Here is a 15,235-nt window from a genome sequence, read left to right on the forward strand (position 1 = left end):
CCGGGGGCAGAGTTTCGCTCAGGCCGCAGCCGTGCGGCCGGGGCTCGCGCCCGTCTCGGGCTTTTCCGGTGCGGCCACATCGGTCCAGCCACAGATTCCGGCCAGCGGGACGGGGCGACCGATCGCATAGCCCTGCAGTTCGGCGCAGTTTTCACCGCGCAGGAAGATGATCTGCTCGTCAGTCTCGACGCCCTCGGCGACGACCGGGATTTCAAGGCTTCGGCCCAGTCCGAGAACCGCCCGCACAATGACCGTGGCCCGGTCATGGCGGTTGATGCTCTCGACGAAGCTCTTGTCGATCTTGATCTTGTCAAACGGGAAGGACTGCAGGGTCGACAGGGACGAGAAGCCCGTGCCGAAGTCATCCATGGCGATGCGCACGCCCAGGGCCTTCAGGCGGCGGAGGTTGTCGAGGGCCCGCTGATAGTCCTTGAACAGGGCGCTCTCTGTCACCTCCAGCTCCAGCCGTTGCGGCGGGAGACCGGTCTCGATCAAGACCTCGTGGACCAGGGTCGGCAGGGCCGGATTGTTCAGTTGCAGCGGCGACAGGTTCACCGCAATGCGCAGCGGCTTTTCCCAGGCGGCGGCATCGGCGCAGGCCCGGCGCAGCACCCATTCGCCCAGCGGTGCGATCAGGCCGCTCTCCTCGGCGATCGGGATGAAGTCCAGCGGCGGGATCATGCCGCGGGTCGGGTGGCACCAGCGAACCAGAGCCTCAAAGCCGCAGACCTCGCCGTCGGCGGCACGGGCCAGGGGCTGGTAGTGGACGACCAGTTCACCGTCGATGATGCCCTGGCGCAGATCCCGGGCCAGCGCCCGGCGCTCGCGGACCGACTCGTCCATTTCACGCTTGAAGAAGCGATAGGCGCCGCGACCGCTTTCCTTGGCCCTCAAGAGGGCCATGTCGGCATTGGCCATCAGGGCTTCGGCCGTGCGGCCGTCATCCGGGTAGAGGCTGACCCCGAGACTGGCTCCCATCTGGATCTCGACACCCTCACTGGTCGTCGGCTCCAGCAGCGCCTCCAGCAGTCGCCCCGAAAGCTCGGCGGCTGCCGCAGCCTGATCGCCGCCGGCCACCTGCACCACGATGAACTCGTCGCCGCCCAGGCGGGCCGAGAAAGAGGGGGCGACCACCAGGGCCTGAAGGCGGCGTGCGGCCTCGACCAGCAGTGCGTCGCCCGCCAGGTGACCGTGCTGGTCGTTGGCTTCCTTGAAATTGTCCAGGTCGATGCAGATCACCGACAGACTCTCGTTCGAGGCCTCGACCCGGTCGATGGCCGCAGCCAGCCTGACCTGCAGTGAATGGCGGTTCGGCAGGCCCGTCAGGCCGTCATGTTCGGCCAGATAGCGGATCTTTTCCTCGGCCGACCGGCGCTCGCGCAGGTCGCGGACCGCAAGGACCGTGAGGCCGGACGTTTCGGTCCGGGCCCCGTCGTCCATCAGGCGCGAAAAGATTTCGACCGGGATCTCGCGCCCACCGGCCAGCGGGGCCAGCAGGCCTTCGCAGCGCTGGCCCTCGAGCAGCACGTCGGCGTCGCTGTAGCTGAGAATCTCGCCGAACAGGGTCCGGCCGCGCAGGTCCTGCAGCTCCGCCCCGACGAGCTCGCAGAAGGCGGCATTGGCATCGTTGATGCAGCCGTCCTGCACGACCACGATGCCCTCATAGGCGGCATTGGCCAGGCGGCGAATGCGGTCGAGTGCCGAACGCGAGGTCTGCGACTCGATGGCGACGGCCCCGAGGCCGCCGAGAATGATCAGGGCGGTGATGCTGATCACCGCCAGGGTCAGGACCCCGCCGGACAGCATCTGCTCCGGCACGACCACCGCCGGATCGGGCAGGATGGTAATGGCACCCATACCGATGAAGTGAAGGGAACAGACGGCGATGGTCAGGATACCGCCACCCAGGGCCTGGCGGCTGACGCTTCGGGCCCGACCGGCGGCCATCAGGGCCAGGGTCGCGCCGCCGACGCCCAGCAGGACCGAGGCCGCCACCGTCGCCTGCTCCCAGACCAGATGGCCCTGGGTCACGAAGGCGCTCATGCCGGTGTAGTGCATGGCCGCGATGCCCATGCCCAGCATCAGGCCGCCCGCGACCTCATTGGTGCGGGTGCGCTGGGCCGAGGCCACGACGAAGCCGATGCCGACGAACAGTACGGCGATCATCAGGGACAGCAGGGTTCCGCTGGGGCTGTAGCCGGTCTTCAGACCGGGCGAATAGGCCACCATGCCGATGAAGTGCGTCGCCCAGACACCCGAACCGGCGACCAGGCCGGTCAGCAGCAGCCAGGCTCCGCGCACGACACCCTTGGCGCCGCGCATACGGGAATAGAGCCGGAACGCGGTGAAACAGGCAGCGAAACAAACCAGGCCTGCAACCGGGATGAGCCGCAAATCGTGCTCGGTGGTCAGACAGGCGATAACCTTCAGCACGACAGATCCCCTAAAGTCATCAGGGGTCAGAGTATGATGAACATGCAAACAAAAGGTTTGCGTGTCGCCGGTATAGAATAGGCTCTTCAAAGTCGAATTTGTAAGGAAGTATAAACAGCGCGTTATCGAAGTATGAATTGCTTAATTCTGATTTTACCACGGTTCTTAATCACGGATTGAGCGCCGGGGCCTACCGTCGATCCATAAACGGAGTGGCTCCATGACCCTGATGCCCAGCAACATCGTGACCTTTGCCCGCGCCGCACTGTTCGTGCTGACGCCCGGGGTCGCGGTCCTTTGCCTGGCGCCCGGACAGCCGCTTCAGGCCCTGCCGATCAGTGAAAGTGCGGCCCAGGCGGCCCTGTTCTACGGGATCACCGCCACCGCCTTCGTGGCCTTTCCGCGTTTGCGCCGCTCGGACATGGCCGCGACGGCCCTCGTCCTGGCGGGTGTGATCGAGCTGATCCAGCTGGCCAGCGGCCAGGCGGCCAGCCTGCGCGACTGGCTGTCAGCCGGGATCGGGATCGGTGCCCTCTATGTCCCCAGCCTGGTTGAGCAGATGCGTCACATGGCCCGCAAGCATGCCTTCAGCACGTTCAGCGACCTGGCCGCCAATGACCGTCGCAAGCGCGCCCGTCGCAAGCCCGTCGTGGCCGAGTCGGCTGTCGACCGCTTCTCGCCCCAGGCCTGAGATCAGGACCGCGGCCCGAGGGCCACGGTCTCGTCGATGAGGCTGCGCCAGCGCGGCAGGCAGATCTGGCGGCGATCGAACTCCGTGGTCACCACCGCCCGGGCGGCGCGGCGCATGGCGGAGTAGCGCTCAGGCTCCCGACAGGCCGAGATCAGGGCCTCCGACAGGGCGGGTATGTCAAAGAAGTCCAGCAGGATCCCGCTTTCGCCCGAGACGATCGCATCGCGAACGGGGGCCGTGTCCGACCCGATGATCAGGCAGCCCGAGGCCATGGCCTCCAGCAGCGACCAGCTCAGCACGAACGGATAGGTGTAGTAGACATGGGCCGCCGAGACGGCCAGGGCGTCCAGCATCCGGCCATGCGGCAGCCGGCCGACGAAATGCACCCGCTCCAGGTCCAGCTGACCCTCCAGGGCCTCGAGGGCGACAGACTTCCAGGTCTTGCCTTCGGGCGGCGTCCGGCCGTAGCCCGAACCGTCCTCCGAGCCGATCATCAGGACCTGCGCCTCCGGCACGGCCTTCAGCAGGGCCGGCAGGGCCCGCATGAAGACGTGGAAACCGCGCAATGGTTCGAACCGGCGATTGATAAAGGTGATGACCGGGGCCGAGCGATCCAGGACGCGCCCGTTCGCCAGGGTGAACCGGACACCCTCGCGCGGCGCGATCGCCTGGGTATCGACACCCTCATGGATGATCGAGATGCGCGACTTCAGGGTCTCGGGAAAGACACTGGCCTGAAACCGGGTGGGGCAGACGAGGCGATCGGCACTGAGATAGGCCAGGCCCAGGGTCGCGTTCTTGGCGTGGACACGGAAACGCTCTTCCTGGTCCATTTCGCCGAACTCGGGGTCGAAGCCCACATCGCCGCCGGTGGCCCGGTAAAAGAACTCGCCGTGCAGGATCTGGCGGGCCTCGGGGAACACCTCTTCCATGAACAGGGTCTCGCCCCAGCCGGGGTGGCCGATGACGATGTCGGGCTTCAGGCCCTTGTTCCGCAACAGCATGGCGCATTCCGCCGCCGCGCGCCCGCGGATCAGATCGGCTTCCGCCCGGGTCGCAGGACCATAGATGCCGGGAGTCGAGCCCCGGGCCGTACGCCAGCGGGCCATGGGCATGGCGGCGACAGGCGTGGCCGTTTCCGAGCCGATCGCGGCACAGATCCAGCCGTCGGCCACCATCGCCTCGGCCAGAAAGCCGAACTGACCCGGAAAGTTGTTGTGGACGAAGAGGGCCTGCTTGCGTGTTGCGCCGCCGCTCATCTGCAGCGCCTCAGACCAGGAGCTGGCGGAAACGTTCCATCACGACCGGCGTATCGACCTCGCGCTCGACGAAGTCGCGGCCGGCCGCGCCCATGGCCTGCCGGCGTTCAGTCTGGGACAGCAGGTCGAGACAGGCCTGGGCGAAGGCCCGGGCATCGCCCGGCGGCACGCAGACGAACGACCCGCTGCGGTCGGCCAGCTGGGCCAGGGGCGAGCCGGCCTCGGCCGTCGCCACGAACGGACGGCCCGCCGCCATGATCGTGAAGGCCTTGCTCGGCACGGCGAACTCCTGGCCGCCCGGCAGCTGGGGCACCAGATGCACATCGCCCTCGGCCATGGATTCGCAAACCTTGGCGCGGTCGACCAGCGGCTCGAAGATCACATTGGACAGGCCTTCGGCCTGGGCCCGCGCGATCAGGCTGTCCTTGGTGGCCCCGTCGCCGCGAATGATGATCCGGACCGACGGGTCCATCGCCTTCAGCTCGACGGCCATGTCGAGCAACTGGTCCAGGCCCTGCTTGCGGCCCAGATTGCCGCTGTACATCAGGGTCGGCGGCGCGCCTTCCGGCTTGGGCATCGGCCGGACGCTGGAGGCGTCGACATGCGGGGGCAGGACGAGCATCGGCGTCCTGACGCCGATCTCCTTGAGAATTCGGCCCATGTCCTCGGACAGGACCACGACGGAATCGACCCGGTTGAGGGTCCAGGCCTCGACCTTGCGCAGCACACGGATGATGGCCCCCGCGCCGCCGAGACCGAGTGCGGCCCCGAGGCCGGACTGGATGTCATGGACAATGGCCACATGGCGACCGCCCCGGCTGCGCAGGGCCAGGGCACCGGTCACCGTCAGGATCGACGGACAGAGCGACACGACCAGCCGGCTCGGCTTGATCGCGCCGGTCAGTCGACCGAGGAACAGGTCGATCATGAACCGGGATTCGGGGATCGCCCGTGCCAGCATGCCCTTTGAGCCGACCGCCGTGGTCGGAAGGCGAAGGACCTGCACGCCGTTTTCGACGACATTGTCCTTCTGGCCCAGCTCATAGCCCGGAAAGATCTGGGCTTCGGGATAGCTCGGCCGGACCGTGACGGTCTCGACCGCATAGCCGGCCCCCGCCAGCCATTCGGCCAGTTGCTGCAGGACCGGGGCGCTGCCCGTCGGTTCGGGCGCGTAGTGACGCGTCGCCAGCAGAAGTCGCTCGCGGTTGTCCGGCATGCTCATCCTTCGAGGGCGTTTTCGAGGAACCAGGCATAGGTCGAGGCGATCCCGTCGCGCAGGGCGATCCGGGGCGTCCAGCCTTCGCTGCGCAGGCGGTCGGCACTCATCAGCTTGCGCGGCGTGCCGTCGGGCTTGGACGGATCGGTGACGATCCTGCCCTCAAAGCCCACGACCTCGGCCACCAGGGTAGCCAGTTCCAGAATGGTCAGATCCTCACCGGAGCCCACATTGACGTGGGTGTCGCCCGAATAGGACTTCATCAGGTGAACCAGGGCGTCGGCGCAGTCGTCGACATGCAGGAACTCCCGCTTGGGACTGCCCGTACCCCAGATCATCATCTCGTCGCGACCATTGACCTTGGCGTCGTGGGCCTTGCGCAGCAGCGCAGGCAGGACGTGGCTGGACTGCAGGTCGAAATTGTCGCCGGGACCATAGAGATTGGTCGGCATGGCCGAGATGTAGTCGACCCCGTGCTGGCGGCGATAGGCCTGGGCCATCTTGATGCCGGCGATCTTGGCGATCGCATACCACTCGTTGGTGGATTCCAGCGGACCGGTCAGCAGGGCATCTTCATTGATCGGCTGGGGTGCGAGCCGCGGATAGATGCAGCTCGACCCCAGGAACAGCAGCTTCTGCACGCCCTGACGGAACGAGGCCTCGATGATATTGGCCTCGATCATCAGGTTGTCGTACAGAAAATCGGCCGGATAGGTGTCGTTGGCCAGGATGCCGCCGACCTTCGCCGCAGCGAGGAAGACGGCATCCGGCTTGTTCTCGGCCACCCAGCGCTCGGTCTGGTCCTGACGCTTCAGGTCCACACCGGCGCGGGTGGAGATCAGTACTTCGCAGCCTTCGCTCGCCAGTCGGCGCACCAGGGCAGAACCGACCATCCCACGATGGCCGGCCACCCAAACCCGCTTGCCGGCGAGCGAATAGACGGCGTTACTCACCATTGGCGCGTTGCTCCTTGGCCACCGCGATCAGGTCGGCCGCAACCATTTCAGCGCACAGGGCGTCCCACTTGGTGTCGTGGACCCAGCCCAGCTTTTCCTTGGCCTTGGTCGGATCACCGATCAGCAGTTCCACCTCGGTCGGACGGAAGTAGCGCGGATCAACTTCGACCAGCACGCGGCCGGTCTCGGTGCAGGTGCCCTTCTCATCGACGCCCGTGCCCGACCAGGCCAGGGTGATGCCGACTTCCGAGAAGGCCTTGGTCACGAAATCACGGATCATCGTGGTCTCGCCGGTGGCCAGCACGTAGTCGTCAGCCTCTTCCTGCTGCAGCATCAGCCACATGCCGCGGACATATTCGCGGGCATGGCCCCAGTCGCGCTTGGCGTCCAGATTGCCCAGATAGAGCTTGTCCTGCAGGCCCAGCTTGATGCCGGCGACAGCGCGCGTAATCTTGCGGGTGACGAAGGTTTCGCCGCGCAGCGGGCTTTCGTGGTTGAACAGGATGCCGTTCGACGCGTGGATGCCATAGGCTTCGCGATAGTTCACGACGATCCAGTAGGCGTAGAGCTTGGCGGCCGCATAGGGCGAACGCGGATAGAACGGCGTGGTTTCGCTCTGCGGGACCTGCTGGACCAGACCGTACAGTTCCGAGGTCGAGGCCTGGTAGAACTTGGTCTTCTTTTCCAGGCCCAGGATCCGGATGGCTTCCAGGATACGCAGGGTACCGATGCCGTCGGCATTGGCGGTGTATTCCGGCGTCTCGAAGCTGACCTGGACGTGGCTCTGGGCCGCGAGGTTGTAAATTTCGTCGGGCTGAACCTGCTGGATGATCCGGATGAGGTTCGTGCTGTCGGTCATGTCGCCGTAGTGCAGAATGTAACGGCGAGAGTCGACGTGCGGATCTTCATACAGATGTTCAATACGGCCGGTATTGAACGACGAAGAGCGGCGCTTCACACCGTGAACGGTGTAACCCTTTTCGAGAAGAAGCTCAGAAAGATAAGCTCCATCCTGACCCGTAACGCCCGTGATCAAGGCGACCTTTCCAGTTTCAGCCATAGTCTCTCTGTCCTTGCTTCCAAAAAGTCCGCGCTACCAATAGCGCCTGATACACGCTTTGACGAGGCGCACGCCTCAAGACCGCACAAGTCTGTTAAAAACGCCCTGCTTTGTCGCCAATTGGTACGCTGCAGGCCGAATATGCTGATTTCATGCCATTCCTAGACGGCGTTCTATGAAGACTTCTTGACGAACGGCGGCGAAATTCAGCCATAGCGATAGATCCTCCGCCCCAGGAAGCTGCTCATGGCCCCGGCGGCGAAGCACAGCCGGAACACACTGGTCAGCAGGCGGACCTTGCTGAAGCGCAGGGCCGAGACCAGCACCCCGATCAGGGCCTTGACGAAGTTTCCGGCATGCGACTTCAGGGCGGCCGCCAGGCCGTCATGCTCCCGGTCGATCTGGGCCATGTAGTTGCCCGTCGAATAGTAGCGGTGGAAAACCGCCCCCGGAGTCAGACGATCGAGTTCAACGTCTTCCACGGCGTCGGCCTCGTCGGCCCAGACAAAACGGGCTTCAGCCTTGCTGGCCCGGCGGAAGAATTCGTAGTCCTCACCTCCGGACAGGCCATAGCGGCTCTGAAAGTGCGGCGCGGCGATCCTGTCCAGCAGGCTGCGGCGGATCAGGGTGTTGCCGGTGCCGCCGATCGGCGGACAGGGCCCCGTCGCCCGGCGCGGGCGCTGAACGAAAATGCTGTTGGCGACGATGAAGCTCAGTCCCTGCTCGGGCTTGCAGGCATAGGGGCCACCGACAATGTCGCCCTCATGGGCCAGGCCGGCGGCCGTCATCTGCTCCAGCCAGTCCGGCTTGACGGTCAGGTCGTCGTCGACCATGGCCAGCCAGGGCGCATCGCGCGTCGCGAAGACCGAGATCAGGGTGTTGCGCACGGCGCTGATGCCCCGCTCCGGCACCGGCACATAGGTCGTCTTCGGCCAGATTGCCCGGAAGGCCTCGACCACAGCCTCGCTCTCGGCGGCACAGGCATTGTCCGCCACCACGACCTCGGCGTCGAACGCCCGCAGGGACGGCTCGAGCGACTCCAGCAGGGCCTTCAGCCGGGCCGGGCGCTTGTAGGTCGGCACGCCCACCACGGTGCGGCGCTCGGGTGCCACGCTCATGGGACCATTCCGGTGATTGAGGTTTGAACAGCCATCGGCAGGGTCCGTCAGGCCAGGGTCTCGCGCTCGACGCGCACCAGTTCCTTGACCATCTGCGGCACGCGGGTCTGGGCGACCCAGCCCAGTTCGCGCTCGGCGCGGCTGGCATCGGCATAGCTGGTCATGATGTCGGTGGCGCGGAACAGCGATTCGTCGACGTCGGTATGGTCCTTCCAGTCGAGGCCGTTCTCGGCGAAGGCGGCGGCGATGAAGTCTTCCAGACGGCAGCTCTCGCCGGTAGCGATCACATAGTCGCGGGGCGTGTCGCTCTGCAGCATCCGCCACATGGCGTCGACATATTCCGGGGCCCAGCCCCAGTCGCGCACAACCCGGATATCCCCGATCTGCAGGCGCTCGCCCGAGCCCTGGGCGATGCGGCAGGCGGTGCGCACGACCTTGCGGGTGACGAAGCGGGCCGGGCGCAGCGGCGATTCATGATTGAACAGCAGGCCCGAGCAGGCGAACAGGCCATAGGCCTCGCGATAGTTGGCCACTTCCCAGAAGGCGGCCGACTTGGCGACGCCATAGGGGCTGCGCGGCCGCAGGGGCGAGTCTTCCGTCGCCGGGGCCTCGCGCGTGGTCTGGCCGAAGCAGTCCCCCGAAGCGGCATTGTAGAGGCGGCCGGGCAGCTTCAGGAACCGCATGGCCTCAAGCAGGTTCAGCGTGCCGAGGGCGATGCTCTCCATCGTCTCGACCGGCTGGTTGAACGACAGCCCGACCGAGCTCTGGCCCGCCAGATTGTAGATCTCGTCCGGCTCGACCTCGGCCAGCACCTGCAGCACGCTGCGGAAATCGTTCAGCGTCATAGACCGGAAGGTCATCCGGTCCCGGACACCCAGTCGCGCCAGGTGCTCGAAACGCGACATCTCGGCGTCTCGCGAGACACCGACGACCTCATAGCCCTTGTCGACCAGGAGTTTCGAAAGATAGGCGCCGTCCTGACCGGATACGCCGCAGACCAGGGCTCGTGTCACGCTACGTTCTCCAGGGGGCGGCCGGTCGAAAGGCGGCTGGTCACGGCGTCGCCCAGCGGGGCGAGGCAGGCTTCCCATTCATAGCGCGCCATGCAGGCGGCCTTGAACTCGCGGAACCGCTCGACCACACCCTCATGAGGCTGGGCCAGGATGGACTCGATTGCCCGCCGGGCCTCGGCCTTGGTGGGTGTTATCCGCATGAACTCATCCGCATACGGAATGCCCTCATATTCGATGGCGATGTCCGACATGCTCAGCACGATGCAGTTGTTGGCGATGTACTCGAGCGACTTGAGCTTGAACCCGCCCACGAAGGCATCGGTGATCAGGCCAAAGCGCAGGCCCGCGGACCAGTCGACTTCGGAGGCCTCAACCTTGCGGCCCTCGTCGCCGAGAATCTCCAGCGCCAGGGGGTCGGTGGCCAGGACCGGCGTGCCCAGGGAATCTCCGGCCGCAAAGGCCTTCAGGTCGCGTCGCTTTCGCCACCAGCCGTAGGAGCCGGTCAGGACCGCCTCGTTCAGGATCGGCGCGCCGGCGGCGAGCGACTTGGCCGGAGGGGCACCTGCCGGGGCAATCCAGAGGTCTTTCGTCCGGTGAATGCCGGCGGCCTTGAGCCCCTCGACGTCGGCCCGCGAGATGCAGACCAGGGCCAGGCCCGGATCGGCATACCAGCGCCGCTCGAAGGCGACCGCCATCGGCCGCAGCAGCCGCGCGATCGCCGACGGATCCGTCGCCGCGACCAGCGAGTGGACGTTCTGGGCGATCAGGACGACGGGGATCCCCGCAGCCTTGACCTGACCCGCATAGGAGAAGGTCACCTCGTTGAACAGGCAAACCACATCGAACGACGAGGCCGCGAGCACGGCGGCCAGGCGCTCGGCATTGTCACCGCCGGTGAAGCGGGTCGCCTCCGGCGGGGCGCCGCGGAAGATCTCGAGGATCTGACGGACCTTGCCCACGGGCTGCAGCTCGAAAAGCTCGGTGTCGGCTGACCGCTGCAGATAGGCGATCGAGCGCTTGTAGATCACCTCGTCGCCGCCATTGGCACCGCCGACCGCCGGCGCGGGCCGGACGATCAGATAGCGGGGCCGGCGAACGGCGGGTTCGGTCGAAGTCGCTGAAGTCACGCCTGGGCCTCTCGCAAAGTACGGTCGCCCCGGATGACCGCGGGTGAGCCTGCATAGATCTTGTAGGGTTCGGTATCGCGCATCACCACCGAACGCGCGGCGACCACGGATCCCCGACCGATGGTCACGCCGGGATGGACCAGGACACCGGAGGCCACCCAGGCCTCGTCCTCGACCCGGATGGGCTTGGCATAGATGTCGAAGGCGACGGACCGGTGGTCATGCGAGCCGGTACACAGATAGGCATACTGCGACACGACGGCGTCGGACCCGATCTCGATCTCGCCCAGGGAATAGAGTTCGGCATAGTCGCCGATCCAGCTGCGGTCCCCGATCGAGACCTTCCACGGATAGGTGATCCGAACGGACGGGCGGACAAGCACATCCTTGCCGATCCGGGCCCCGAACTGCCGGAGCAGCCAGTTTCTCCAGCCGTACAGGAACTGTGGCGAACAGGCGAACAGCGTGGACTGAACAATCCACCAGAGCTGCGTGACCACGGCCGAGCGTCCGCGAAACCCCTCGGGCAATACAAACCGGCTGAGATCTTGAACCCGAGGCTCGATCATTTCGCTCATCCCTGGCGGTCTTTTCCCGGACAAGTCGACAAGGCCAGGCCAAGTCTCGCCGGGAAGATCAAGGTCGCTTGCTCCCGACCGCCCATTACAGTCGACCGTTAGGCCGGAAAACAGACATAGCCGTCAAGGAAGACAGTCCCTTGAAGGCCCGACATGCGGTCAGTCGCTCGATTGTGCGCCCAAGGCCGCTGAATTATGCCCAGCAACCTTACTAAGACGCTTCCGTTAACGAAGTTTCGCCGACGTCCAGTCACAGCGCAGGTTATTTCGAGCAGCATCTGCTCCTCTGAAGGACTAAGCGACAGTGACACGCGGTTCGCGCCCCGCGCGAACAATAGTCACAGAGTCCTTTTAAACTGGCATGACTCTTGCGGAACAGCGGCGCGGGCCCCTGAAGTGCACAAACATGGCTGCTAAGGTCGTGAAGTTGCGTTAAGGGTTGCTAGGGCATTAACAGGACTGGGGTACAGGCGTGGCTACAATTTCAGGAACCGTAGACGCCGATCTTCTGGCGGGCGGACCCGAGAACAACACGCTGATCGGCGGCCTGGGCAACGACACCCTGCAGGGTGGCGATGGAGCGGACGTCGCCGTCTATGCCGGTGCCCGGTCGCGCTATGTCGTCACGCCGGACGGCTTCGGCGGGTTCTATGTCCGGGACACGATCGCCGACGTCACGCTGAACGAGGGTCAGGACCGCCTGACCGGCATCGAGCAGCTTCAGTTCACGGACGGCCTGTTTACCCCCGCAACCACGGCAACGGGAGCAGCCCTCGTCTCGGCCGGGGCCGGCACCTCGCTGATCGGGGCCGGCGGCCTCGACACCCTGACCTCGGCGACCGGCGTCGACACCCTGGTCGGCGGCGGCGGAAACGACACCTATTTTGTCAATGACGCCGGCGACGTGGTCGTCGAGCTGGTCAATGGCGGCTTCGATACCGTCCGGACCGCCCTGTCCTACTATGTGATGCCGGCCAACACCGACCAGCTGATCTACACGGGCTCGGGCAGCTTCTATGGCGTGTCCAACAGCACCGGCAACGTCGTGCTGCACGGCTCGCTGGGGGCCACCACCCTGGTGGGCGGCACCGGCAACGACACCTTCATCATCAAGAATTCCAACACGACGATCATCGTGCCGGTCAATGCCGGCACCTACACGATCTCGACCAACCTCAGCTACAAGATGCCGGAAGGCGTTCTGAACGCCTACATCTTCGGCAACGGCCTCGGCAACAACCTGACCGTCATCGGCAACTCGATGAACAATACGTTCATCGCCGACGCCGGATCACAGCAGCTGAACGGCGGAGCCGGTAACGACACCATCACCAGCGGTGGCGGTTCGGACATCTACATCTTCGACGGCCCGGCCTCGGGCAATGACGTCATCAACGGCTGGAACACCGCCAGCAAGGTCCGCCTGAGCGCCGACTTCGGCCTCACGGACTTCAGCCTGGTCTCCAGCAAGCTGTCCCAGGTTGGCTCAGACGTCCTGCTGTCGCTGAACACCGACAGCACGGTCCTGTTCAAGAACACGACACTGTCGGCCTTCACCGCCGCCAACTTCCAGTTGCCGATCGATCTCAGCGGCCTGACCCTGACGTTCTCCGACGAGTTCGATACCCTCAGCCTCACCGACGGCCTGAGCGGCAAGTGGAGCACGACCTACGGCTTCAACGGGGCCGGCCAGTTGAGCCGCCACACGCTGCAGGGCACGGGCGAAAAGCAGTTCTATGTCGATCCGGACTATGCCGGCACGGGCACGACACCCCTCGGCCTGAACCCCTTCTCGATCAACGACGGCGTCCTGTCGATCACCGCAGGTGCGGTGCCGACCGACATGAAGCAGTTCCTGTTCAACTATAACTACTATTCGGGCCTGCTGACCTCGGAGCCGTCTGCGATCCAGACCTACGGCTTCTATGAGATCCGCGCCCAGCTGCCGACCAATGCCGGAACCTGGCCGGCCTTCTGGCTGATCCCGGCCAGCGGCAGCAACCCGCCGGAAATCGACATCCTGGAGGCCGCCGGCTCCAATCCGAACAACCCCAAGCAGGTCGCCCACGATGTGGGCATCAGCGGCGGCAAGGTCGGCAACCTGACCTATATCCCCGGGGCGGGCACCGGCTTCCACACCTACGGCCTGCTTTGGACGCCCCAGACCCTGACCTGGTACATTGACGGCGTGGCGGTCTTCCAGATCGCGACCCCGGCCGACATGAACCAGCCGATGTACATGGTGGTGAACCTGGCGCTGGGCGGTATCGATCCGAACATCAACGCCGCGACCATTTCGGACTCGTCCTACAAGATCGACTATGTCCGCTCCTACGCCATTCCGGGCGTAACGGTCGGCGACTTCACCTCGGTCGTCATGACCGGTTCGACCAGCTATTCCGAGACCTATGTCGGCACCACCGGCGACGACATCATCAGCGGCGCGCCGGGTGCCGTGAACGGCAAGATGAAGATCCTGGACGGCCGCAACGGCATCGACACGGTGATCTATGACAAGACCCTGGCCAGCTACTCGATCTATAGCGACGACAGCGACGGCTTCTTCGTCATCGCCAAGTCGGGAGGCAGCACCCACCTGAACGGCATCGAGCGCGTCAAGTTCAGCGACACGGCGGTCCTCGATCCCAGGACCCTGTTCACCGGCAAGTACATCCAGGGCAGCACCACCTTCGACGTCCTGTATGGCGGCACCGGCAACGACCAGATCTTCGGCTATGACGGTGCCGACTACATCTTCGGCCGCGAGGGCGACGACACCATAAACGGCGGTACCGGCAACGACGTCATGGACGGCGGCGACGGGGTCGATACGGCCTTCTACACCAGCGCCGCAGGCACCTACACGATCTATGGCGACGGCGCGGGCGGCTTCTATGTGAGGGCCAGTTCGAGCGGCGAAGGCTTCGACCGCCTGATCGGCTTTGAAAAGATCAGCTTCGCCGGCATCGTCTCGAACCTGCCGGCATCGCCCACGGCCCTGTGGCTGCAGGGTGGCGCGGCGGCGGAAACCCTGACCGGAGGCACCGGGGCCGACGTCCTGATCGGGGCCGGCGGCAATGACGAGCTGGACGGCGGTGCCGGCAGCGACACGGCCAACTATGCGCGCGCCCAGGCCACCTACATTGTCTATGGCGACGGGGCCGACGGCTTCTATGTCCAGGACACGGCCGTCAGCGGCAATGAAGGCCTCGACCACCTGGTCAATATCGAGTCGCTGCAGTTCTCGGCGACCAAGGTTACCCCCGCTGCGGCCATGTCGGGCCTGATGCTGCGCGGCACCGCCGCTGCGGATCTGCTGACCGGCAGCACCGGCGGCGACGTCCTGACCGGCAACCTCGGCGACGACAGCCTGGACGGCGGGACGGGGACTGACGTCGCCACCTATGCCGGCCCGCGCGCCCAGTACGCGGTCTTCACCGGCACCGACGGGGCTTACTATGTCCTCGACACGCTGGCCGGTGCCGCGAACGAGGGCCTGGACCGTCTGGTCAATATTGAAAACATCCGCTTCTCGGACGGCACGGTCGCCCTCTCGGCGGCCACCGGCGGAACGGCGGCGATCGGCACCTCGGCGGCCGACAGCCTGATCGGCGCGGCGAGCAACGACCTGTTCATCGGCGGTGCCGGTGACGACACCCTCGTCGGCGGCGACGGAAACGATGTGGCCGTCTATGCCGGGGCCCGGGCCCGCTACACCATCACCGTGGACGGATCGGGCGGCTATTTCATCCAGGACGAACTGACCGGCCTGACCAATGAGGGC

General features: G+C 65.4%; 11 protein-coding genes. 2 read left to right on the forward strand and 9 right to left on the reverse strand.

Annotated elements, in window-relative coordinates:
- Positions 1-18 precede the first annotated feature (18 nt).
- Positions 19-2,433 carry a bifunctional diguanylate cyclase/phosphodiesterase gene (locus tag DBR10_RS06845; RefSeq protein WP_108505960.1) on the reverse strand — a complete coding sequence of 805 codons (2,415 nt, stop codon included), beginning with the start codon at positions 2,431-2,433 and terminating at the stop codon, positions 19-21.
- Positions 2,434-2,653: 220 nt separating this feature from the next.
- Here DBR10_RS06845 and DBR10_RS06850 point away from each other — a divergent pair, with 220 nt between their 5' ends.
- Positions 2,654-3,124: an antibiotic resistance protein VanZ gene (locus tag DBR10_RS06850; protein ID WP_108505959.1), complete on the forward strand. Its 471-nt coding sequence runs from the start codon at positions 2,654-2,656 to the stop codon at positions 3,122-3,124.
- Positions 3,125-3,126: 2 nt separating this feature from the next.
- Here the strand turns inward: DBR10_RS06850 and DBR10_RS06855 are convergent, their stop codons facing one another.
- From DBR10_RS06855 to DBR10_RS06890, 8 genes are all read right to left on the reverse strand, one after another.
- Positions 3,127-4,383, reverse strand: a complete 1,257-nt coding sequence (locus DBR10_RS06855; RefSeq protein ID WP_108505958.1) for a glycosyltransferase — start codon at positions 4,381-4,383, stop codon at positions 3,127-3,129.
- Positions 4,384-4,393: 10 nt separating this feature from the next.
- Entirely contained in the window at positions 4,394-5,599 is a 1,206-nt protein-coding gene (locus DBR10_RS06860; RefSeq protein ID WP_158272243.1) for a glycosyltransferase family 4 protein, read from the reverse strand.
- 2 nt (positions 5,600-5,601) lie between these two features.
- Positions 5,602-6,555 (reverse strand): GDP-L-fucose synthase, encoded by a 954-nt coding sequence (fcl, locus tag DBR10_RS06865; RefSeq protein WP_108556225.1) that lies wholly within the window; start codon positions 6,553-6,555, stop codon positions 5,602-5,604.
- On the reverse strand, positions 6,545-7,615 hold the full coding sequence (gmd, locus tag DBR10_RS06870; protein ID WP_108490028.1) for a GDP-mannose 4,6-dehydratase: 1,071 nt from the start codon (positions 7,613-7,615) through the stop codon (positions 6,545-6,547). Before gmd ends, fcl begins: the two co-directional genes overlap by 11 nt.
- 206 nt (positions 7,616-7,821) lie before the next feature.
- Entirely contained in the window at positions 7,822-8,733 is a 912-nt protein-coding gene (locus DBR10_RS06875; protein WP_108490027.1) for a glycosyltransferase family 2 protein, read from the reverse strand.
- Between the two features lie 47 nt (positions 8,734-8,780).
- Positions 8,781-9,746, reverse strand: a complete 966-nt coding sequence (locus DBR10_RS06880) for a GDP-mannose 4,6-dehydratase (protein ID WP_108505913.1) — start codon at positions 9,744-9,746, stop codon at positions 8,781-8,783.
- The gene (locus tag DBR10_RS06885; RefSeq protein ID WP_108505912.1) at positions 9,743-10,873 is read right to left on the reverse strand and encodes a hypothetical protein; all 1,131 of its coding nucleotides are present in this window, start codon (positions 10,871-10,873) and stop codon (positions 9,743-9,745) included. The genes DBR10_RS06880 and DBR10_RS06885 overlap by 4 nt, the downstream gene beginning before the upstream one ends.
- Positions 10,870-11,451 carry a putative colanic acid biosynthesis acetyltransferase gene (locus DBR10_RS06890; RefSeq protein ID WP_272482603.1) on the reverse strand — a complete coding sequence of 194 codons (582 nt, stop codon included), beginning with the start codon at positions 11,449-11,451 and terminating at the stop codon, positions 10,870-10,872. Before DBR10_RS06890 ends, DBR10_RS06885 begins: the two co-directional genes overlap by 4 nt.
- A gap of 472 nt (positions 11,452-11,923) precedes the next feature.
- Between DBR10_RS06890 and DBR10_RS06895 the strand changes: the two genes are divergently transcribed.
- The coding region (locus DBR10_RS06895) for a family 16 glycosylhydrolase (RefSeq protein ID WP_108556226.1) at positions 11,924-15,235 on the forward strand (3,312 nt) is incomplete at its 3' end.

It is taken from the genome of Caulobacter sp. HMWF025, from assembly GCF_003060965.1.
GTDB lineage: Bacteria > Pseudomonadota > Alphaproteobacteria > Caulobacterales > Caulobacteraceae > Caulobacter.

What these genes read in the sequence shown, in the direction of transcription:
- DBR10_RS06860 (WP_158272243.1), bottom strand. Translation starts at nt 5,599, where the DNA reads ATGCCGGACAACCGCGAGCGACTTCTGCTGGCGACGCGTCACTACGCG.
- fcl (WP_108556225.1), bottom strand. Translation starts at nt 6,555, where the DNA reads ATGGTGAGTAACGCCGTCTATTCGCTCGCCGGCAAGCGGGTTTGGGTG.
- DBR10_RS06875 (WP_108490027.1), bottom strand. Translation starts at nt 8,733, where the DNA reads ATGAGCGTGGCACCCGAGCGCCGCACCGTGGTGGGCGTGCCGACCTAC.
- DBR10_RS06855 (WP_108505958.1), bottom strand. Translation starts at nt 4,383, where the DNA reads ATGAGCGGCGGCGCAACACGCAAGCAGGCCCTCTTCGTCCACAACAAC.
- DBR10_RS06890 (WP_272482603.1), bottom strand. Translation starts at nt 11,451, where the DNA reads ATGAGCGAAATGATCGAGCCTCGGGTTCAAGATCTCAGCCGGTTTGTA.
- gmd (WP_108490028.1), bottom strand. Translation starts at nt 7,615, where the DNA reads ATGGCTGAAACTGGAAAGGTCGCCTTGATCACGGGCGTTACGGGTCAG.
- DBR10_RS06850 (WP_108505959.1), top strand. Translation starts at nt 2,654, where the DNA reads ATGACCCTGATGCCCAGCAACATCGTGACCTTTGCCCGCGCCGCACTG.